22 protein-coding genes are annotated in these 20,951 nt (G+C 71.0%); 5 read left to right on the top strand and 17 right to left on the bottom strand.

The genetic code is table 11. The features are described from left to right. Window positions 1–55 precede the first annotated feature (55 nt). Window positions 56–703, bottom strand: a complete 648-nt coding sequence (locus PP1_RS02055) for a DUF6226 family protein (RefSeq protein WP_010232220.1) — start codon at window positions 701–703, stop codon at window positions 56–58. A 101-nt stretch (window positions 704–804) separates the two neighbouring features. Here PP1_RS02055 and PP1_RS02050 point away from each other — a divergent pair, with 101 nt between their 5' ends. Beyond that, window positions 805–1,638 (top strand): hypothetical protein, encoded by an 834-nt coding sequence (locus tag PP1_RS02050; RefSeq protein ID WP_010232223.1) that lies wholly within the window; start codon window positions 805–807, stop codon window positions 1,636–1,638. 386 nt (window positions 1,639–2,024) lie between these two features. Here the strand turns inward: PP1_RS02050 and PP1_RS02045 are convergent, their stop codons facing one another. From PP1_RS02045 to PP1_RS02025, 5 genes are all read right to left on the bottom strand, one after another. Next, the gene (locus PP1_RS02045) at window positions 2,025–2,858 is read right to left on the bottom strand and encodes an AfsR/SARP family transcriptional regulator (protein ID WP_010232225.1); all 834 of its coding nucleotides are present in this window, start codon (window positions 2,856–2,858) and stop codon (window positions 2,025–2,027) included. Beyond that, complete coding sequence (locus tag PP1_RS31525) at window positions 2,828–3,487, bottom strand: hypothetical protein (protein ID WP_029239630.1); 660 nt, start codon at window positions 3,485–3,487, stop codon at window positions 2,828–2,830. The genes PP1_RS02045 and PP1_RS31525 overlap by 31 nt, the downstream gene beginning before the upstream one ends. Window positions 3,488–3,556: 69 nt before the next feature. Beyond that, a complete protein-coding gene (locus tag PP1_RS02035; protein ID WP_443217605.1) occupies window positions 3,557–3,922 on the bottom strand; it encodes a hypothetical protein in 366 nt (121 codons plus the stop codon). A 707-nt stretch (window positions 3,923–4,629) separates the two neighbouring features. Next, entirely contained in the window at window positions 4,630–5,664 is a 1,035-nt protein-coding gene (locus tag PP1_RS02030; RefSeq protein WP_010232232.1) for an LLM class flavin-dependent oxidoreductase, read from the bottom strand. Continuing rightward, complete coding sequence (locus PP1_RS02025; RefSeq protein ID WP_010232234.1) at window positions 5,661–6,296, bottom strand: TetR/AcrR family transcriptional regulator; 636 nt, start codon at window positions 6,294–6,296, stop codon at window positions 5,661–5,663. The genes PP1_RS02030 and PP1_RS02025 overlap by 4 nt, the downstream gene beginning before the upstream one ends. A gap of 499 nt (window positions 6,297–6,795) precedes the next feature. Between PP1_RS02025 and PP1_RS02020 the strand changes: the two genes are divergently transcribed. Further along, entirely contained in the window at window positions 6,796–7,734 is a 939-nt protein-coding gene (locus tag PP1_RS02020) for a hypothetical protein (RefSeq protein WP_010232236.1), read from the top strand. Between the two features lie 91 nt (window positions 7,735–7,825). Here the strand turns inward: PP1_RS02020 and PP1_RS02015 are convergent, their stop codons facing one another. The 4 genes from PP1_RS02015 to PP1_RS02000 are packed head-to-tail and all read right to left on the bottom strand — an operon-like array spanning window position 7,826 to window position 12,605. Next, a complete protein-coding gene (locus PP1_RS02015; RefSeq protein ID WP_010232239.1) occupies window positions 7,826–8,824 on the bottom strand; it encodes a LysR family transcriptional regulator in 999 nt (332 codons plus the stop codon). A gap of 46 nt (window positions 8,825–8,870) precedes the next feature. Next, entirely contained in the window at window positions 8,871–10,055 is a 1,185-nt protein-coding gene (locus PP1_RS02010) for an acyl-CoA dehydrogenase family protein (RefSeq protein WP_010232241.1), read from the bottom strand. After that, window positions 10,045–11,262 (bottom strand): CaiB/BaiF CoA transferase family protein, encoded by a 1,218-nt coding sequence (locus tag PP1_RS02005; protein ID WP_010232244.1) that lies wholly within the window; start codon window positions 11,260–11,262, stop codon window positions 10,045–10,047. Before PP1_RS02005 ends, PP1_RS02010 begins: the two co-directional genes overlap by 11 nt. Next, a complete protein-coding gene (locus PP1_RS02000; protein WP_010232246.1) occupies window positions 11,259–12,605 on the bottom strand; it encodes an MFS transporter in 1,347 nt (448 codons plus the stop codon). The genes PP1_RS02005 and PP1_RS02000 overlap by 4 nt, the downstream gene beginning before the upstream one ends. 256 nt (window positions 12,606–12,861) lie before the next feature. Here PP1_RS02000 and PP1_RS01995 point away from each other — a divergent pair, with 256 nt between their 5' ends. Then, entirely contained in the window at window positions 12,862–13,077 is a 216-nt protein-coding gene (locus PP1_RS01995; protein WP_029239632.1) for a hypothetical protein, read from the top strand. 194 nt (window positions 13,078–13,271) lie between these two features. On the opposite strand, the gene PP1_RS01990 is transcribed toward PP1_RS01995, so the two are convergent. Both PP1_RS01990 and PP1_RS01985 read right to left on the bottom strand, forming a co-directional pair. After that, the gene (locus PP1_RS01990; RefSeq protein ID WP_010232249.1) at window positions 13,272–13,538 is read right to left on the bottom strand and encodes a type II toxin-antitoxin system Phd/YefM family antitoxin; all 267 of its coding nucleotides are present in this window, start codon (window positions 13,536–13,538) and stop codon (window positions 13,272–13,274) included. Between the two features lie 86 nt (window positions 13,539–13,624). Next, a complete protein-coding gene (locus PP1_RS01985) occupies window positions 13,625–14,524 on the bottom strand; it encodes a nuclear transport factor 2 family protein (protein WP_083697138.1) in 900 nt (299 codons plus the stop codon). A gap of 15 nt (window positions 14,525–14,539) precedes the next feature. Here PP1_RS01985 and PP1_RS01980 point away from each other — a divergent pair, with 15 nt between their 5' ends. Beyond that, a complete protein-coding gene (locus PP1_RS01980; protein WP_010232254.1) occupies window positions 14,540–15,157 on the top strand; it encodes a TetR/AcrR family transcriptional regulator in 618 nt (205 codons plus the stop codon). 84 nt (window positions 15,158–15,241) lie between these two features. On the opposite strand, the gene PP1_RS01975 is transcribed toward PP1_RS01980, so the two are convergent. From PP1_RS01975 to PP1_RS01965, 3 genes are all read right to left on the bottom strand, one after another. Continuing rightward, a complete protein-coding gene (locus tag PP1_RS01975) occupies window positions 15,242–15,958 on the bottom strand; it encodes a TIGR00266 family protein (RefSeq protein ID WP_010232256.1) in 717 nt (238 codons plus the stop codon). 270 nt (window positions 15,959–16,228) lie between these two features. Next, window positions 16,229–16,627 (bottom strand): Lsr2 dimerization domain-containing protein, encoded by a 399-nt coding sequence (locus PP1_RS01970; protein WP_010232259.1) that lies wholly within the window; start codon window positions 16,625–16,627, stop codon window positions 16,229–16,231. Between the two features lie 55 nt (window positions 16,628–16,682). After that, window positions 16,683–17,180 carry a hypothetical protein gene (locus PP1_RS01965; RefSeq protein ID WP_139323878.1) on the bottom strand — a complete coding sequence of 166 codons (498 nt, stop codon included), beginning with the start codon at window positions 17,178–17,180 and terminating at the stop codon, window positions 16,683–16,685. Between the two features lie 318 nt (window positions 17,181–17,498). Between PP1_RS01965 and PP1_RS01960 the strand changes: the two genes are divergently transcribed. Continuing rightward, window positions 17,499–18,719: an MFS transporter gene (locus PP1_RS01960; protein WP_029240145.1), complete on the top strand. Its 1,221-nt coding sequence runs from the start codon at window positions 17,499–17,501 to the stop codon at window positions 18,717–18,719. Between the two features lie 441 nt (window positions 18,720–19,160). Here PP1_RS01960 and PP1_RS01955 read toward each other — a convergent pair whose 3' ends face one another. Further along, complete coding sequence (locus tag PP1_RS01955; RefSeq protein ID WP_010244026.1) at window positions 19,161–20,192, bottom strand: sensor histidine kinase; 1,032 nt, start codon at window positions 20,190–20,192, stop codon at window positions 19,161–19,163. Beyond that, on the bottom strand, window positions 20,189–20,887 hold the full coding sequence (locus PP1_RS01950) for a response regulator transcription factor (protein WP_010244028.1): 699 nt from the start codon (window positions 20,885–20,887) through the stop codon (window positions 20,189–20,191). Before PP1_RS01950 ends, PP1_RS01955 begins: the two co-directional genes overlap by 4 nt. Between the last annotated feature and the right edge of the window lie 64 nt (window positions 20,888–20,951).

The following is a 20,951-nucleotide window of genomic DNA, read 5'->3' as shown; positions in this document are numbered from 1 at the left end:
CAGCTCCCGCCCGACGCTGACCCGGCCGAGGGAGCACCGTGCATCCGGGACCGCCTCAGCGGCCCGGGCGGGCCGGCCACACCGCCCAGCGGGAGCGAGGGCCCCGAAGGACCTGCTGCGCAGTCCGGAGCCGGTCGGCGGACAGCGCGTCGGCGACGGTCTCGCCGGAGGAGGCCCGCCCGTCGGCACGGAGACTGTGTCCCACCCACGTGTGCCCGTCGCGGTGGGTCGTCCACTCCTCGAACTGCCCCGCGGTCACCGTCGCGACCAGCCACTCCAGGTCGTCGGCCGCTGTCTGCCAGGTCTCGTCGCAGGCGTCGCAGCCACAGACCGGATGGGTCGCCTCGAGCAGCGCCCCGGCGCGGACGACGACGCCGGGGAACGCCGTGTGCGCCACGGCCACCGTCGCCGCCCGCGGATCACGCGGTCGCAGCGTCGTGGTGCGGACGATCTCGGGGCCTGCCCGCGGCGGACCGGTGGAGGGGGCTGCACCGGTCACCTCGACGTCGTAGGAGGCCGTGAGGTGGGCGATCAGGGCGTCGGCCACGGTGTGCAGCGGCCGGAACCGCTCGGGATGGGTGGTCACCGAGTACGTGTCCGAGGGCGGGCCCTCGAGGTCCCAGCGGTCGCCGTAGGCGATGACGGCACCTGTCGCGTCGCGGAAGGCGGGGTCGTCGACGGCGGGGCGCTGGTAGGCGGGCATCGGCCCATCGTGTCTGTCGGGTGGGGGAGACGCACACGGATTCCGGGCGGGACGGTTCCCACGACGCGCTGCGCGTCCTGGAACCGGATACGTTGCAGCACATGGCCGACCAGACCGCGCCGGCGTCTGCCGGCGACCCGCTCGTGGCCGGCTCGGTGGGGGAATGGCTGCGGCAGAGCCGCGCCACCACCCGGCGGAGCCTGATCCCCCTCGTCGTGATCCAGCTCCTCGTGTTCGTCCCGGCTGCGGCGGTCGCCGCGGCGACGGGCACGCTGGGTCATTTCCCGGACTCGAGCCCCGCGCCCCGCTTCGGCTTCGCCTACCCCCTCCAGCTCGACTCCGGCCCCTACCAGGTCGTGGCCGCGCTGCTGGGCGCCGTCGGGCTCGCCGCGTCGGTGTTCGTGATCGTCCGTGACGCCGCCGGCCGGCCCTGGACCGTGCGCGAGGTCCTCGTCCATCTCGCCCGCCGCGCGCTGCCCCTGATCGGCTGGCTCGTGGTCGCGGCGATCTGCACCGCGATCGGCTACCTGCTGCTCGTCGTCCCCGGCATCTACCTGTCGATCGTGTTCACCGCGACCCTTCTCGGGGTGGTCACGATCGAGCGAGGTGGCCTGAGCCGGACGTTCTCGCTGGTGAACCCGCAGTTCCTCGGCGTGCTCGGACGGCTGCTGCTCCTGCTGCTGATCAGCGTCGCCTACGGACTGGGCACCGTCGTCGTCGGCGGCGGAATCGGCTGGGGCGCCTATCCCGGCGACGGGCGCATGGTCGTCTCCCAGCTCGTGGTCGGCCTGCTCACGATTCCACTCATCTCCTTCTGGATCGCCGCGACCACCACGCTCTATGCGCACCTGCGGGCCGCCCACCGGCCCGGGATCAGCACTCCCGACCTGGCCGACGAGCTCGACGCCACCCACGGCCCGGGCCGATCGGGCTGAATGGACCGCCGAACCGTCGCGGTGTGCTCCGCGCAGTACGCCCGTGGCATGGTCCACAGGTCGACCGAGGTCCCGCCAAGCGGTACCTGACGATGCGCGGAGGCGGTGTGGACACGATTCCGCCAATTTTGCGGGTGACCATCGCAGCGGCCGCCCGACAGACTGCTCCCCGCGGCCATCCACAGAGGTCGCGTTGCGGCCGGGGACTCGACCTCGGAACCCGGATCCCCGGCCGCCCGCACATGTTCGTCCCGGCGATCCGCGGTGGCGAGACCGGCAGGCAGAGTGGGCACGACCGGGCAAGGGACCCGGGGCCGGTCTCCGCAGCCTCCCGTTCCGGAGACAGGACCGGCCGTGCCGCCATCTGCCCGCGCGATGTGGACGTTCTAGCCCGGGAGATCGTCCGGACGAGCCGGGCCGCCCGGTAGGGCTGCCGGGTCGTCACACCGCCCGCGCTCGGGAACCAGCCCAGGCTGTGACGGCGGGTCACCCAGCAGCGCCTGGTGCAGGGCCGACACCTGCGGGCCCGGTGAGACCCCGAGCTCATCACGCAGGGTCCGGTGCAACTGGGCGAACACGGCCAGGGCCGCGGCCCGATCGCCACGGGCATTCACCGCACGCATGAGAAGCAGAGAGCCGCGCTCGGCCAGGGGGTCGGCCGCGACCAGTCGGCGCGCGCAGCGCTCCGCGCTGGCCAGCTCGGCACCACCCAGCTCGATACAGGCCTCGGTGTAGCACGCGGTGGCACGGACGTGGGCGGCCCGAGCCTCGGTGCGGCGCCGCTCGGCCCACTGCGCGACGACTTCGGGGAGGAACGGGCGCTGGGTGACGAACATGGCGCTCAGCGCCTGCGCCCACGTTCGCCGCCACTGACCGCGGCTCGCCGCGGCCTCCGCGTCATGCAGAGCCTCCGCCGCACGATCGGCGTCGACCAACGATCCCGACGGCAGAACCAGGCGCAGCCCGGCCCGACCACGGATCTCAGCGGGCGCGACCGCGGCGCGCGTCTTCGACAGCAGCGGATCGAACACCCGCCCCGCATCGGCGGAGGGACGTTCCGGCGACCACAGCGCCTCGATCAACGTCGACCGCTCCACGGCCTGCGATCCGTGAGCGGCCAGATAGGCCACGAGCAGTCGAGCCCGCCGGCCGGGCAATCGAATGTCCGTACCCGGGCTGTCGTTCTCGATCACGAACTGTCCGTGCAGCTGGATCCGCACGACGACATGGTGACAAGGTTGCGGCAAGATAGCGACACCATCGTCGCAATCAGCTCTGGCATTCTCGGCGGAATCCACACATCGAACGAGTCCTCGCTCGTTCGGTACCGCCAGAGGAGAGTGCAGCCATGCTCCGTCAGGTCAGCTGTGAATGCGGATACCAGGTCCGCGAGAACGACGAAGCGACCGTGGTACGAACGGTCGAACGCCACGTCCGCGACAGCCATCCCGAACTCGTCGAGCAGGTCACGCCCGACGTCATCCGGGGATGGATCGAACTCGTCCCGTGAGGCCCGACCGATCACATCGCCCCGGCGCATGCGAGTGACACCAGCCGCCTCTCCATGCACGTATCGGACGGGCACCGCGTCGGTGATGGCTCCACGCTCAGCCGACGCGTCCGGCTCTGCGACGACGCTCGTGCTCGTCGAGCCGATCGGTCCTCGGCACCGGTCCGACGCAGGCAGGCCCATCGCGTGATCGTCTCTACGGATCGGGGCCGACAGCGCCTGGATCAGCTGCTCACGGCTGGGCTGGGCCAGGTGCGCGGGCGGCCCTGCCGCGAGCACACCGTGCACGCGCTCGGCGAGGACGAGATCGTCATAGACCTCCGAGGGGCGCCCGACCATACCCGTCTTCGGCACTCCCGCCCGACGGCCTCGACCGGGAGTGCCACCCCGCCACGGACGTACCGTGGCTCAGCGCGCCGAGGCTGCCTCCTCGGCACTCATCCCGCCGCCGATCCACTCCCACATCGTCCAGCGGTAGCTGCCGTCCTCCTCGACCTCGTACTCGAGGACGTCGGCGACCTGGCCGAGCCGGGCGAGCTTCTCCGAGCTCGTCTGCGCCGACCCCCACACCCCGTAGCTGGCCTTGTAGCCGGGCCCGATGGGCCGGCCGATGCCACCGCCGACCCAATCGACGATGTCGCCGGCCGAGGTCATGAACAGCACGTGCCCCTCGCCGTAGAGGATTCCGCCCGGCCGGATCGTCTGCCAGTAGGTGCCGGTGTCGGTGATCTCCTGACCCAGCAGCCTGCCCCGCCCCTGGAACGACACCTCCATCTTGACCACGCCACCCTCGGTGGGTAGCACCCGAACGCCGCTGAACTTTCCTTCCGACTCACCCAATCGATCGCCCAACATGACTGCTCCCTTCATCGACGAACCAGATCTGCCCGCGCCTCCGTGCACCCGCCGAGACAAAGGACTGCGGCGGTGGGCCTGATGTCGAATCCACCTCGCTTCGGTCCGCCGGCATCGATCACGACGGTGTCGGAACGCCGTGTGTCCCTCGTCGTCGAGGACCATCGCGGGCTTCCCTCGATCACCGCGATGTGCGGGTTCGCGGCCCCTACCGCCCGCGGGACGTATCGGCACCCCTCCACGTCATCGATTCACATGGGAGTGACCGTCACATCCCGACGGCCCGACGGGTAGCACTCGACCTTTCCTACGTCGGCCCGGTCGACCCAGAAGGCCCCTACTGCCGAGCCGGGTCCGCCGGTTCTCGTACGTCTGCAGGCGCGAGCGGCACAGAGTAGTAGCCGACCGCGAGGTCACCGGGAACATTCGTCGGAACTGTGGAAGATCAGCACTATCTCGCCGAGCTCCCGGTGACGACGCGAGATCTCGCGTCGTCCCAGCAGCCGACACGCCTGCCCAGGTGAGGACGGCCTGAGCCGAAAGGGCACGGAGCGGCACGGTTCATGCGCCGCAGGCCCGGCCTGCCTCTATCGGCGCGGTGTGCGTCCCAGGCCGACGTCGCCCGGTCACACCCGTGCGGGCGGTGCGCCGACCCGTTCCCGCACGCGCGGCAGCACGTCGGCGGCGAGCCGTTCGAGCGTCGCGAGCGAGCCCTCACGGGTGCCGGTGGACTCCACGTGGAACAGGACCCGGGACACCCCCGGGACTTCCAGCCGGGCGGCGATCCGCTCCACGCACAGGTCGACCGGACCGATCGCTTCCGAGGCCAGCGCCATCTCGCCCATCTGCTCGGGCGGTGGACCGCTGCCCTCGCGCTCTTCGAGCATCACGTATTCGGAGAACGCCTGCCCGAAGAACGGCATCACCGTGTCCGTCATGTGCTCGCGGGCCTCGTCCACGGTGTCGGTGACGTGCGCGAGCACGGTTGTGCCGTGGGCAAAGGACTCCGCCGGCCTTCCGGTGGCCGCGGCGTGCTGCTCGACCAGCGGCGCCATCGCGTCCGGGCCCTGCAGCAGGAAGAACAGCAGCGGCAGGTCGTAGGACGCCGCGAGGTCGGCGTTGCGTTCCGACGACGCGGCGAGATACACGGGCGGATGCGGCCGGGTAAGTGGGCGCGGACCGGGCGCGACCTCGCGGAACCGGTATCGCTCCCCGTCCGCCGACACCCGCCCGTCGAACGAGCGCATCAGCAGCTCCAGCGCCTCCGGCATGCCCTCCCGCCAGTGGTCCAGCGACCGGTCCAACGCCTCGTAGTCGACGACCGGCCCGCCGCGCCCGACCCCGAGGTCGAACCGGCCGCCGGAGACCTGGTCGAGCAGAGCGGTCTGCTCGGCGACGGCGACCGGGGAGTGTGTAGGCAGGATCGTCACCGCCGTCCCGACACGCATCCGCTCGGTCCGTCCGAGCAGGTGCGCGGCCAGCGTCAGCCCCGATGGGTTCACGCCGTAGGAGATGAAGTGGTGCTCGGTGGTCCACAGGTCGTCGAAGCCCAGCTCCTCGGCGCGGGCGGCGAGAGCGAGCGCGGTCTGCAGCACCTCGCCGTCGTCGTGGCCCGGGAAGCGGTGGGTGAACAGCAGCAGGCCGAATCGGGGATCGGTCATCGGGGTTCTCCGGTCTCGGGGGTGGGGCCGAGCAGGCCGTCGAGCACGGTCTGCAGGTGGGGTCCGAACAGCTCGGGCTGCGGTTCGCCCGGCGCCCGGTCGGCTTCGCGGATGGCGGCGTGCAGAGCCGGGAACCGCTCGGGGTCCGAGCCGCGCATCATGGCGCGCCCCCAGGAGCCCGGGCGTCGCTGGTGCGAGGTGAGCAGCTCGCCGTAGGCGAACTCCCACAGCAACATGTTCGCCGACAGCGCGGCCGCTCCCTGCAGTCCGGACCGTCCGAACGCGGCCAGGATCCGGTCGATGACCGGGACGATGCGGGGGCTGGCGAGCCCCTCCTGCGCGAGCGCGGTCACGATCCAGGGCTCGTACTGCGCGGCGGTGTGCACGGCGTGCATGAGCACGGTGATCTCGGATCGGGGGTCCTCGACGGGGGCCGGGATCTCGATCCGCGCGGCGACCGTGTCCAGCATCGCCAGCACGAGCGACTGCCGGTCGGCCACGTGCCGGTAGAGCGCCATCGGGGACCGGCCCAGCTCGTCGGCGATGCGGCGCATGCTCAGCGCGGACATCCCGTCGGTGCGAGCGATGCCGAGTGCGACATCGACGATCGTCGGCAGATCGAGCAGGCCCATCCCACGTCGACGCGGTAGGCCGGAAGCCGGGCTGTAGGGCATCGCCGGGCTCCCGTCTGACCGGAACGTGTTTACGTCGTACGCATCAGGTTAGCCTAACTAACCCTGGAGGGAAACTCCGTCACGGTGACGGACGTGCACGTCCGACCTCGGCGCGGGCGCCTCTGCTCGGCGCTGCACGTAACCGGCTCGCTGCCGGGCGGAGGTCAGCCGCCACCCTGAGACGCGACCAGCGCCCCGGCCGCGTGGCTCTCTGGTCGGGATCGACCTACCAACGAAACGACAGTTTCGTAGGTCTGGGCTAGCGAGTATCGATACCTGAAACCAAGTAATTAGTTTGCATAACCGAACTGCTACGCTGTTCGACGTGACCGACACCGCCGTACGCTGCGGATACAGCCGCTGCCGCGCCGAGCTCGCACCTCCCGGCCCCCAGGGCGGCCGACCCCGCTCGTTCTGCCGCGACACCCGCTGGGAGGGCGGGCGCACGTGTGCGCAGATGGCCCGCGCCGAACGCGACGCGTTGGGCACGCTCGGCCTCGACACCGGCTCGGGAGCGTTCGCCCTCGACGCCGACCGGCTTCGGGAGCACGTCGCCACGGTCGCCGGCCCGGTCGCGGAGCTCTCCGCGGCGTTGGCCGCGGTGGGGGAGCGGCTCGACGAAGTCGAGCGTGACGCTCTGGTCGCCACCGAGGCCGCCCGCACCAGGGCCGCAGAATCCGATGCGGCCCGCCAGCAGGCCGAGGCCGCACGCGACGCGGCGATCGCCCGGGCCCGCGAGGCCGAGAAGAACGCTGCCGAGGCCCGCCGGGAACGCACCGAGGCCGTCACCCGTGCTGAGGAGTCCGCGGTCGCGGCGCTCGAGGCCACCGAGGCGCTCGGTGCCGCCCGTCAGCAAGCCGATGACGCCACCGCAGCACGCGATCGAGCGGTGGGCGACGCCCGCGAATCGGAAGACCGGGCCGCGGCGGCCGATCGCGACCGAGAGGCCGCCGTCCTGGCCGCCCGCACCGCCGAGCACGACCGCGACGCCACACAGCGCCAGATCACCGCGACCGAACGCGTCCGCGACCAGGCCACCGAGCAACTCGCGGTGATGCGCACCGCCCACACCGAGCTCCGGGCCGAGCGGGATCAACTCGCCGACACCGCCGCCGAACAGCGGATCCGGCTCGCCGCGCAACAGGAGGTCCTCGACGACGCCCGCACCACCGCCGAGCAGCTACGCGACCAGTACACCGCGGCCACCGCGGCCACCCACCACGCTCGCGACGAATCCCGGAGCTTGACCGACCAGCTGCATCAGATCCGCCGCGAGCGCGACGAGGCGGCCACCGAGCTCCAACGCTTGCGCGAAGCACGCGACAGCGAGCTGCCTCGTCGGATGCATCCCGACGATCTCGCTGCATTGAGCGCGGCGTTGCGGGACGAGCCCTGAAGCACACGTCACCAGCACCAGAGTCCAAACCCGCCGACGACGTCGCGCGTGTGTGCCGGGTGGCCAACGCCGCCGGTGATCAGCCGGGGTGTCAGTCCGCTGCGTCCGCGGCCCTCCGGGTCGGCGCGAGATGTGCCGCGTCGTATGCCGCGTCCGCGGCCTCCAGCAGCGTTGCCCCTGACTCGCGCTGCACTGCGATCGCGGCGTACCAGGACGAGAGCGTCTCCCGGCAGTCCCGGACCAGCGTCTCCGCGGTCCGGCTCAGCGCAGAGCGCCGGTGTACGACGCCGAACGGCACCGACAGCCCCGGCACTGTCTCCACCACCACCGCGCCCGCGCGACGTGCCTGGACCGCCATGCGCAGAGGCAGGAAGGCGTTCACCCCGCCGCCGAGCACCATGGCGAGCTGGGACACCCGGTTGGGCATGGTCGCCACCAGATGTGGCTCGACCCCCGCCGCGCCGAGCGCGGCCACCACGCGGTCGCTCTCGCGCCGGGCGGGCGAGCACAACGCGAGCGGCAACTCGCCGACCGCGGCGAGCGGGAGCGGCTCCCCGGGGCGCGGGGTGCCCGGGGGCATCACGAGCAGCAGGCGCTGCACCCCGAGCGGGACCAGCTCCAGCGTGTCGACCGGCACCGGTTCGGTGGTGAACCCGAGTTCATAGCGTCCGTTCTGCACGTCCTCGCACAGCGAGCCGGCGCCGTCGGCCTCGGCCATGTCCAGCCGGACCCCGGGATGGTCGGCCCGGAACGACCGGGTCCACGACACGACCGCGTCGCTCGACATCTCCGGCATCGTCCCGATGGACACGGCCCCGGTCTCCAGGTTCCGGGCCCGCGCCATCACGTCGCGTGCCGTGACGACGCCGTCGAGTACCGCCCGGGCATGCGGTACCAGCAGTGCACCCGCCGAGCTCAGGACGAGGCTCCGACGCCCGTTGCGCTGGAACAGCTCCACGCCGAGCTCGCGCTCCAGGGCCTGGACGGCCTGCGACAGCGAGGGCTGGGAGACGAACAGGTGCTGTGCTGCCCGGTTCAGTCCCTCGTGCTCGACCACCGCCAGGAAGTACTCCAGGTGACGGATCTCCACAGATCACCCCTCCGGCGACGGTCCGGTAGGTGGCTGCACCCCGGTGTCAGCGCACCCGATAGCTGTCCGGGAGCACAGTGTCCGCCTCCATGGACCGGACCATCGCCCGGCCCAGGTTGCGCTCGTGGACGGCCGAGGCACCCTCGTAGATTCGCAGGGTGCGGACATCACGCCACATCCGGGGGACCGGATGCCCGCCGACGATGCCTTCGCCGCCGAGGAGCTGCACGCAGCGATCCGCCACCCGGCCGACCATCTCGGTGCAGAACAGCTTGGCTGCGCTGATGCGCTGGCGGGGGACCGCTCCGGCGTCGAAGCCGTGGGCGGCGTCCATCACCAGGGCGCGTCCGGCCTCCATCTCGGAGTAGCAGCGGCCGAGTTCGGCCTGGACCACGCCCAGATCGGCGAGCGGGGCGCCGAACTGGCGGCGCTGACCGACGTGGGCGGTGGTCTCCTCCAGGATGCGCGTCGCCTGACCGACGGCGGTGGCCGCCACGTGCAGCCGGGCGTGGTTGATCCCGCGCATGGCCGCCTTCATCCCGGCGCCGGTCGTGCCGCCGAGCAGCCGGTCGGCAGGAACCACAACCCCGTCCAGACCGATCTCCGCGACCGGTGCGTCCTCGTGCCCGTTCATCAGGGCTGGCAACCGCGTCGTGACACCGTCCAGCGTGGTGTCGACGACGAACGCAGAGATCTCTTCCGGTGCAGTCCGCGCGAACACCAGCAGGGTGTCCGCCCAGTGGGCGTTGGTGATGTAGCGCTTGGCGCCGTGGAGCACCCAGCCCTCCGCCGTCCGGTCGGCGGTGGTCTGCAGGCTCGTGGCGTCTGATCCCGCTTCCGGTTCGGTGAGCGCGAACGAGGTGACCCTACGGCCCGCAGCCATCGGCGGCAGCAGCTCGCTGCGCTGCTCGTCGGTCCCATGGGAAAGGATCGCCTGCGAGCACAACCCGATGACCGTCGAGAACCGTGACCGGTACACACACGAGGCCCGCGTGAACTCCAGCGTCAGCAGCACCTGCTCGGTCATGGTCCAGCCGAGGCCGCCGTACTCGCGCGGGATGGAGATCCCGAACAAGCCCAGTTCGGCCATCCGTTCCACGAGCCGGGCGGGAACCTCACCCGCCGCGACCATCTCCTGCTCGCTGGGGATGAGCTCCCGGTCGGTGAACCGCGCGATCTGCTCGCGATAGCGGTCGAAGTCGCCGCTGCTGCGGATGCCCTCACCTGTCATGGTCGTCCTCCGTCGCTGTGTCGTGTCCGGTCGGCTCACCGAGAACGCCGTCGGCCAGGAGCCGGTCGACGGTGTCGTCGTCATGTCCCAGTTCCCGCAGGACGGTTCGGGTGTGTTCGCCGACCTGCGGAACGGGGCCCGCGGTGCCGCGCGGGGAGTCGTCGATGCGGTAGGGCGTACCCAGCGCGCCACTTCCGCCGGCCCCGGGCTGCAACAGCAGGCCGGAGGCCAGCAGGTCGGCGTCGTCGTCGAGCTCGTCGAACGATCGGACCGTGCCGCAGACGATCCCGTGCGCGCTCAGCAGCGCCGTCGCCTCGCGGCGGGTGCGGGTCCCGAGGCGGTGCTCGAGTTCGCTGCACAGCTCCCGACGGTGAGCGACTCGGGCGTCGTTGTCGGCGAACCGCGGATCCGCCGCCAGTTCCGGGGCCCCGAGGGCGGCGCACAGCGCCGTCCACTTCGTCGTGGTGTAGGCCGAGACGACGATCGCGCCGTCCTGCGCCCGCACGTACTCCGCGGCGGGCGCGACAGCGGGTTGTCCGTTGCCCGTCCGCCGTGGCGGCTCCCCGGTCAGCCGGTAACCGCTCCACTGCGTCGCCTGCGCAGCCGTGACCGCCTCCATCAGCGAGGTCTCGACAACCGAACCCGTCCCCGTGCGGCCGCGCCGCACGAGAGCGGCGAGGACCCCGGAGGCGAGTGCGTTGGCGGCGAGGACGTCGGCGATCGGGAACGGCACCCGCTGCGGCTCGCCGTCCGGCTCACCGTTGGTGTGCATGAGCCCGTACTCGGCCTGCGCGGCGATGTCCAGGCCCGCTCGTCCCGCCGACGGGCCACGGCTGCCGAAGCCGGTGACGAACGCGTAGACCAGGTGCGGGAAGCGGTCCCGGATCGCTGCGGCACCGATGCCGAGACGCTCGGCGGACCCGCACCGGAAGTTGTGCAGCAGGACGTCCGAGCGCGCGCAAAGCGCCTCGATCACCGGCGTGCTCTCGGGCCGTCGCAGGTCGACGGCGATGCTTCGCTTGCCGCGGTTGTAGGCATCGAGCATGGCGGCCCCGAACCGGCCCACCGACCGGGCCTGATCGCCGTCGAGGCTCTCGACCTTCACCACGTCGGCGCCGAGATCGGCGAGCTGCTGGCCGGCCCCCGGTGCAGCGATGTACTGCCCGAAGTCGATCACCCGCATCCCGTCCAGCGGCAGCGTGCTCACGAGACACCGCCCGCGACCCCATCGGCTCGCCGCCGGGAGCTCTCACGCTCCAGCGTCCGCCGCGCGGCCTCCGGGTCGAGCAGCCTGCCTCCGATCGCGGCGGACACGCAGATCATCACCCCGACCACGAGGAACCCGTGGGCGTAGCCCTCGCCCGCGGTTCCGGCCGCATCCACGATCAGCCCGAGCGCATACGGCGCGACGATGCCGGCGACGCTGTAGACCGCGATGACGCAACCGAAGAACGCCGTCCGGTGCCGTCTCGGCAGGAAGTCGGAGGCACCGGCGAACGCGACCGAGAACGCCACGCTGTTGACCGAGAACGTGAGCACGACCAGCGTCAACTGCAGTGTCCCGGCCGCCACGACGGTGAAGGCGATCATGCTCAGTCCGGCGCCGATGATCAGCGCGGCACTGAGGTAGGCGCGCGCGGCGCGCGAGGTCCAGCCCCGAGCCAGGAGCCGCCCGGACAGGTAGCCCGACCCGATCAGCACCACCACCGCCGACGCGTAGGGAACGGTGACCAGCCACCCGACGGTGGAGGGCGCATAGCCCAGCCCCTCGGTGAGGAAGGCGGGTAGCCACGACACCTTCAGCGAGGTGATCAGGTACCCGGCGAACGAGAGCAGGCTCAAGCCCCAGAAGCTGGGCAGCGCGAGCAGACGGCGGAACGGGACGTCGAGGTGACCGTTCGGGTCCGGCGGCTCGTCCACGTCCGCGACGCGGATCTTCCGCAACGGCTGGCGCTCCACGGTCAGCCACCAGACGATCAGCCAGCCGACGCTGACCACGATGAGCACGACGAACGCAGCGTGCCAGCTGTAGGCGAGGATCACCCAGGTCAGAAGCGGCGCGGAGAGCAGCGGCCCGACCGAGGACCCGGCATTGACGACCGAGGCGGCAAATGCGCGCCGCTCCTGCGGGAAACGGTCGGCGACGATGCTCTGGCACAGCGCGTGTGCCGGCCCCTCGAAGAAGCCGAGAGCGATGCGGGACGCGAGCAGGACGCCGAACGTCGTCGGAACGGTCAGCGGCAGCATGCTCGCGATCCAGGTGACCATGAGCAGCGCGGCCGCCCACTTGTACGAGATCCACCGCATGAGGGCGCTCAGCCCGACCGCGCCGAGCGCGAACAGCCAGAAGAACGCGCTGCCGAGCAGCCCGAACTGGCCCGCCGTCAGCCCGAGGTCCTGCCTGATCGGCACCGCGGCCAGTCCGATCGCGGACTTGTCGGCGAAGTTGAGGGTGAAGAAGACCAACAGGAGCCCGACGACCGCCCACGCCCGCCGATCCGGTGGTCTCTGCGTTCCCGTGAGCACGGTTTCCGGACCGGTCGATGTCATGGAAGATCCTCCGCTGATCGCCTCGACGTCTCTGACGAGCTCTGGCCATCAGACGTCGACGAACGACCGGGAACAACGCCGATCACGCAGCCACACATATAGGCGTGTGCGATATGCGCGCGGTTCACGATCACCACGGTCGCTGCGGCCATCGGTGCCGCACTGGTCGCACTGGTGATCGCGGCACCGACGCCGGCCCGCGTCAGACCCTGAGGACCGGTCCAGGGCAACACCTGGGGAACCGATCGGCGGGTCGATGGTGGTGTTCTCGTCGGTCTCGGCGCGGCTGTCGCGGGCGCGACGTCCTCGCACGACCGTGGTGGCCGGGTCAGCGCTGCTGACGGTGGGCAACGCCGGGCCGGCGACGCTGCCGGCGACGTTGTGGCACCTGGTCGTCACCTCGACAGTAGGGGCGATCGGCGCGGCACTGGCCTACTCGGCACTCTCGCCGCGCTGGTCATCGCAGCCCTGACGCCGGCTCCGCCTCAGGCCTGAGCGCCGTCGTGGCCACGCGGCGGGAAGAGGCCCGCCAGTCGATCGGTACCACCGTGACCGCTGCCTCCAGGCCCGTGAGGTCGCCCGCGTTCCTGGCGTAGGCGGCGAAGCCCTCGGACGGTGGCTCGATCCACACCGAGGTGTCCACCGACACGTGACGGTGCCACCTCGTCATCGGTCGCCTTCGCTGTGCGGATCCTGGACGTCGTCGGGCAGCTTCACTCGGTCTCTCCGCCACGCCCCTGCATCGACGACCGGATCGTCGGCCAGTAGACGGTCCATCTCCTCGGCCGGCACGACGGTCCGTCGCTGGTGGGGAACCAGATCCGCCACCGGCCGCCCGTTGACCGTGACGGTGAACGACTCGCCGGAGGCCACCCGCTTCATCACCGCGGCGTTGTCGTTCCTGAGCTGAGACTGCTTGATGGTCTCGCCCACGCTACGAGCGTAGCCCCTCGTACATTGTTGGGCCGGAAGCGCTATCAGACGCTCTGGGCGCACGGGTCGATGGAGGCCACCTAGGATCAGATGGGTTCCGACGCCACCTCGGACTCGTCCCGGAGCAGTGCGACTGCACCGGTGATCGCGAACGCGGCTGCGGGAATACCGACGAGAAGGTGGCCCACGCCTGCGATCCGGCGCCGGGCCCACAGCACGGACACGGTGTCGGCGCTGTCGATCAGTACGCCGAGAGCGAGGCCGAGGCGCGCACGCTGGGGATCGTGCGACAGCGTGGTCGCGGCGACAGCGATCTCCCGGATCCCGAACCCACGCGCCATGAACCCGCCCACGGGAACCTGAGCACCTGGGTTCAGAGCTCGGTAGGCGGTCCGTGGGCTGGCCAGAGCGGTCAGTCCGACGCCGGCGCGGATCGTGCCCAGCAGGCGTGCCGCCCGGGACGGTGACAGCACCCGTCGTGGTCGGGGCGCACCTGCACGGGACCCTTGCGGCCGGACACGGGCGACGATGGCCCGCCGGGCCGTGAACGGCGCCGTCCCCGAGCGCCACCAGCGAAGCCAGACACTCGGGCGGCCCAGCAAGGAACGAAGCAGCGGCAGGGGATCCAGGTAGGAGGACCTCGCTGTCACCTTCCCGTCGTCGGAGAAGGTCAGGCGGTCGACGGCGCGGAACTCCACCGGCCTGCCGGCGGCCGTGGCCCGGCACACGATCTCGACGAAGAGGGTCTGCCCGGAGCTCGCCCAGGCGACCACCTCGCCACGGATATCAGGCAGGAACCGCTGCAGTCGTTCGAACTCGTCACGCCAGTGAGCCGGACCGACGCCGTCGAGCATCAGAGGCTGGTGGAGCTCGACCTCCTCGGCGAGCAGGCTGTCCCAAGCCCGGGGCCCGGGGTCGTGCCACCCGGCCGCGAACTCCTCCACGACCCGCTCCGCCACCGGACTAGCCGTATCTGAGATACTCATAGTATCAACGGTACTATGAGCGCCGTGAATTCTGTCAAGCCGCAGCGTCTCGAGTACGTCGAGCAGACCCGGGAGGCCATCCTCGGCGCGGCCGAGCAGCTGTTCGTCGAACGAGGCTTCCGGGCGACCTCGATCGACGCCGTCGGATCGGCCGCGCGCTTCACCAAGGGCGCGGTGTACCGGCACTTCCCGGACAAGCAAGCACTGTTCCAGGCTGTGTTCGAGCGGGTCGAGGTCGCCACCGTCGAGGAACTGCAGCGCCGCGTGCTCGACGCGGCGGGCGCCGCCGACGCTGCGCGCGTCGCCATGGAGGGGTTCCTCGAGGTCGCCCCTCAGGAACGCTTTCGCAGGATCGTGTTGGAAGAAGGGCCCATCGCACTGGGCTACCGCGAGTGGCGCGAACTCGACCACCACTACACCGCGGCCCTGCTCGAACGCCTTCTCTCAGCCCTGATCGAGGAGGGGCGGATCAACGACGCTCCGGTCGGGCCCCTGGCCAGGATGTGTTGTGCGCTGATCGGCGAAGCTGCGGTGCAACTCGTCGAGGCGACGTCCGGCGAGGAAGCAGCAAGGGCCGACGTTCTCGCCGCCCTCGCCGCCGTTCTCGGCGGGCTCGACCTGGTCGCTCGATAGCACCGTCCCTGGACCCGGCCGGTGATACACCTCAGGCATGCAGAGGCCGCGGCCGGCGCAGGAGGAAGCTCGTCGTCACACGGCTCAGCTCGACGGCAGGTGGGTCTTCAGTGCGTCGGCGAGGGCCTCGAGGTTGCGTGACTGCAGCAGCAGGTTCCCGGGCCCGGTGAACTCGGCGACCAGCCCCTCACCCGAGGTCATCGACTTCCACGCGCTCTTGGCGGCCTTGCGGACCTGGTACTGCATCGACGAGTCCCACGCGACCAGGTGGCCGGTGTCGACGATCAGGGTCTCGCCCGCCGCGAGCTCCTGGGGGAGCAGCGCGCCGAACGCGCTCAGGAACACCACCCCGTCACCACTGGCGCGCACGACCAGGGCGTTGTCGGAGGCGAAGAAGGCCTTGGCGCCGCCCCACTGGGTGTCGACCGCGACGTCCTCGGTCGCGGCGAGGTAGGCGTGACCGGCGATGTCGTAGGAGTTCCCGCTCAGTGCGGCGGCGACCAGGTCGCCGGGGGCCGGCGGGGCGAGCAGCAGCCTGCCTCGACCGTCCTGAGCGGTGAAGGTCGACACCGAGGCCGAGCGTCCACCCGCGGAGCGCTTCATCGCGCTCCACAAGCCACCTTCGAGCTCGGTGGTCAGGTCGATCTCACGGCTCATGGCCACCATCGCGCCCGCCTCGGCGCGGACCGAACGACCGGCTTCGAGCCACAGCGTGGCCAGTGCGCCGGTGGGCCGGAAGTCGATGGTGTAGGTGAGACCGGCGTGTCCGCCCTGGTCCGCGAGCACGGTGAGCGCTGTCATCGTGTCCTCCTGTGGTCGATCATGGTGGGCAGGCCGGTGCGTACGCCTCGCCCGCTCTTCCCGGACGCGAGGTGTGCACCGTGCCGTGACATGAGCGCAGCGAACACCGTGCCGCAGCGGCACGGTCAAGTCGGGTCGACCATCGGTGCCGATCGATGGACGGGGGATCCGGGTGCGGCCCGACCGATCGCGACCGGCGCGGCGTCGGTGCTGCAGGTCGACATGGAACACGAACCGACGGCCGAACCAGGGGAGGGGCGTCTATCCGCCTCAGCTCGTGGAGACCTCCGGCTTCTGTCCGTCCCCACCGGTCTCCCGGCGCCACTGCTCGATCAGCGATCGTTTGAACCGGTTGTTCGCCGGAACCGGGAGGTCCTGGGACTCGGCCCACTGGCGCACCTGTTCCCGCTCGGCCGCGGAGAGTCCGGTGCGCGTCGGAGGCCTCCGCTCACCCTCGCGGCGCGGGCCGCCGCGGTCCGGGACCGACGCCGGCGCGGACGCCTCGACCCGACCGGCGTCGACATACGGTCGCAGTGCGGTGAGGAGTTTGCGGTACTCCGCACCTGCGAGGTCGATCTCGATCCGCATCTGGTCGATATGAATCTCGTGCGACTCGACGTCGTCCTCGACGCCGCTCACATCGCAGTAGCGGATCTGCCGGATTCCCATACGATGCCTCCCTCGATCACATGGAGCTGAAACCGCGCACTGAGCCCGGCGCGATTCAGCCGCTCTTCGTGCTGGTCCCGGTCGCTCGAGCGCTCTCGGCCGCTGCCCGCGCAGCGCTCTTGCGCAATGCTGCGACGGTCTGACCGGCCAGCGCCTTCGACGCCACGGAGTCACCGATCTGGCGAGGAGTCATGTGACCGCGACCGGACGGAGCCAGATAGGTCTGCCCCTCGGCTCCGGTGCGGTACTCCAGAGACGAGGCGACCCGATGGAACCGCGTGCGCTGACCGCGACGACGGGCCCCCTCCCACTTCTCCACCCGCACCGCCAGCGTGCAGCACGTGCAGGTCAACCGCCGCAGCAGCAGACCGTCGTCGTCGACACCGGTGAAGTGGATACCGGCCTCGCGGATGGTCGGGAACAGATGACGTCCCCGTTCACGGCACGCCAGCACCTCGTCGGAGACCCGGTCGACGTACAGGTCCACATCGGCGTCCGACGCCCGGACGTAACCGGCCTCGGCCTGCTGCTCACCCTGAATCGATGTCGGCATGGTGGACACGTCGTCCTCAGCCACCGCGAGACCTCCTACATACGTCGATGGAGTAGCAGTCGCCGACGATATCTCTGGCATCACGGTGATCGCGCGACACCATCACGGTGATCTGTCCAATCACGGACGATCCGACCGGTGGCACGAGGTCGAGTGTCCTACCTGACCTGGTCCGGCGCCACGACCGGAGCCGACCGAATCGTCGATCCGGCACACCATGCCACCGCGCGATCCCGAACCCGGCATCGCCGGCCAGGACTGCACGTGCCCACCGCGCGCACTTGACCACGACGCGACGTCAGGGTTTCTGCTGTGCTCATGCCACCCGTCGTGATCGCCTACCTCGGCGCCCACTTCCTGAGCCTGCTCGGCAACGGACTCGCTGCGGTCGCGCTACCGCTGATCGTCCTGCAGACCACCGGCAGCCCGCTCGGCGTCAGCGCCGTCTCGGCGGCGACGGCCGTCCCCGCGGTGATCGTCGGTCTCTCCGCCGGCGTCGTGCTGGACCGCTACAACCGCAGGAACTTCTCGATCATCGCCGACATCATCTCCGCCGCAGCAGTGGCCGCCATCCCACTGGTCGACCTGCTGTGGGGACTGAATCTGTCCTGGTTCATCGCGCTGGCGATCATCGGTTCCTTCGGTGACGTTCCCGGAATGACCGCACGCGAGATCCTGGTCCCCGCCGTGGCCCGGCACAGCGGCATGCGGCTGGAACGCGTGGTCGGACTCCGCCAGTCCATGACGTCGATGGCACTGGTGATCGGTCCCGCTGCCGCCGGCACGCTGCTCGCCCTCTTCGAGGGGAGCACCGTGCTCCTGCTCGTCGCCGCCACGTCGGCGACCGCCGCGCTGCTCACGGCACTGGTCCCGCACCGGTTCGGCCGCATCGACACCCGAGGCGCTGAGCGGGAACCGGTGTGGACACAGCTCACCGCCGGCGCAGCAGTACTGCGCCGCAGCAGGTTCCTCACCGGCACCGTCGGACTCACCGTCGGACTCGCGACCGTCGTCGGCGGGCTGCAGGGCCTGATCCTGCCCCTGTACTTCAGCGTCATCGAACGCCCCGACCTGCTCGGGTTCGTCCTCACCGCCCTCGCCGTCGGCATGCTCGCCGGGACCAGCGTCTACGCCGGGATCGGTACCCGCAGGACCCGGCGGTTCTGGATGGCCACCGCACTGACCGGAACCACCGTCGGGTTCCTGACGATGGCGACCCTGATCTCACCGCTGGTGGTCCTCGCCGGGGCCGCCCTGCTCGGTCTCACCAACGCCCTTCAGGGCGCGGTGGTCGGGGTCCTGCAGGCCGAGCGCACACCCGAGCAGACCCGTGGCCGGGTGCTCAGCCTGCAGAACGCCCTCCTGCAGGTCGCCGCACCCGCCGGGATCGCCGTGGCCGGGATCGTCGCCGAGTACGGATCACCGACAGCGGCGGCCCTCGCGCTGGTGGGTGCCTGGCTGATGATCCTCGCCGTCGTTCTCGCCTCCCGCGCACTGACAGACCTCGAACCGCGGGGACAGACCGTCGTGGATCAGTGACGTCGGCACGACCACCAGGATCGGCGACACCAAGGAATTATGACAGTTATCGCGGCCGGCGCATGACGCCGAGCGAGCGGGGGATCCGCCCTCAGGGCAAGCCGTGGCCGAGCCCGGTCGGCCGTCGGACCTCACGGACGCCTGTGACGGCGACTGAACGGATGCCATGGGCCACGCGGCCCTCAGTGCATCGCGCCGACGACGAACGGACACGGCAACCCGGCGATCCCTGAGTCCTCGATGTCGGGATCACATCCGTGCGAAGGGCCGGCGGCCGGCGACACCGGCGGGAACGAGAGCACGCCCCGGGGCACTCGGAACTCCCCTGATGTCGAACCGATAATGCACGTTATGACAGACAGTCTGAGTGTCCTCGCTTCCCCAGGGAGACTTCTTCCTTCCGTGGCCGGGTGTTCCATGGGCGCGCGCGGGCCCGGCCTGTCAGGCGTTCCTGGGAGAAGGTGCGGTCGGCAGGGTCAGCTCGGCGCGGCATCCCGGCCCGTTGTTGACGACGCTGATCCCACCGTTCTGCGCGCCCATCAGGCCGCGCGCGATGGCCAGGCCCAGCCCCGCTCCGCCGTGCGCACCAGGTGTCCGGGCACCGGTACCGCGGTAGCCGACGTCGAAGATCCGACCCAGGTCCTGCGGCGGGATCCCGCCGCACTCGTCGTCGACCCGCAGCCACGCGAGACCACCCTCGCGGCCACCGGCGGTGAGCACGACGGAGCCTCCGGCCGGGGTGTGCCGGACGGCGTTGGCCACCACGTTGCGCACCACCCGGGCGAGATCGGCGTCGCTGGCGTGCACCAGCGGCCAGTCCTCGGGTGCGATCGCCTGGACGTCGACCCCGGTGGCACGGGCGACGACCGCCTCGGCGGCCACGGCGTCGGAGGCGATCTCGGCGAGCGGGATCTGCCGCAGCTTCAGCTGCAGGGTTCCCGACGTGGCGCGGGAGAGCTGGAACAGGTCCTCGACCATGTCCGTCATCCGCCGCGTCTCGCTCTGGATCCGCCGTACGTAGTCCTGCACCTCGTCCGGCCGGTGCACGATCCCGTCGAGCACCGAGTCGGCCAGCGCCCCGATCCCGGCGAGCGGCGAACGCAGGTCGTGGCTCATGCCGGCGACCAGCTCGCGGCGGGACCGTTCGGAGCGGCGTTCGGCGTCCCGGGCCTCGTGCTGCCAGAGGGCCTCCCGCGCCAGGGTGCGCCCGAACAGCGTGCCCGCCGGCACCACGATCACGGTCACGACCAGGCAGGCGAGGAGCACGTCGCCGAGCTGAGGGGTGAACATGAACCCGCTCACCCCGACCACCCCGCTGAGCGTGGCGAGCAGCGGGACCAGCACGAGCGCGACGATCGCCGCGGTGAGCGAGCGCCGCCGCAGCATCCGCAGCACGATCCCCCCGACGACCAGCACCGGCAGGGAGAACAGGAGCGCGGCCGAGGCCGCTTCGAGCAGCTCGTCGGGCGTCATGACCGGTCGGCAGGGTCGTAGCGATAGCCGGTCCCCCAGATCGTCGCGATCCGCCGTGGCCGGTTCGGGTCGATCTCGAGCTTCTCCCGCAGACGTCGGACGTGGACGGTCACGGTGGACTGGTCGCCGTACTCCCAGCCCCACACCTCGGCGAGCAGCTCGGTCCGGGTGAAGGCACGCCCGGGATGGGCCACCAGGAACGCCAGCAGGTCGAACTCGCGGCCGGTGAGCGCGAGCGGGACACCGTCGAGGTGGGCCCGCTGCCCGGAGCGGTCGACGACGAGGCCGCCGTCCACGACCGGGCCCACGGTCGCCGCCTCCGGCGCCGACCGGCGCAGGACCGACCCGATGCGCAGGACCAGCTCGCGCGGGCTGAACGGCTTCACGACGTAGTCGTCCGCCCCCAGCTGGAGGCCACGAACTCGATCCTCCTCCTCACCGAGCGCCGTGAGGACGACGATCGGCAGCTGCGGGCGGCGCGCCCGCAGCTCCCGGCAGACCTGCAGGCCGTCCATCCCGGGCAACATGAGATCGAGCACGACCGCGTCCGGTGCGTGCTCGACGGCCCACCACAACCCGGCCCGGCCGTCGGCGACCTCGAGCACGCCGTACCCGGCGTCGCCGAGGTAGCGGCGGATCACCTCGCGCACGGTGTCGTCGTCCTCGACCACGAGCACCCGGGACGCCGACGGCATGGTGCCAGCCTAGGTCGTCGCGGCCGGGCCGGGCGTGACCGTCACCGTTCGGTAAGAAGTCCGC

It is taken from the genome of Pseudonocardia sp. P1 (assembly GCF_000178675.2).
Lineage (GTDB): Bacteria > Actinomycetota > Actinomycetes > Mycobacteriales > Pseudonocardiaceae > Pseudonocardia.
Note: the sequence above shows the minus strand (reverse complement) of the source record. Positions and strands in the feature narration are given on the sequence as shown.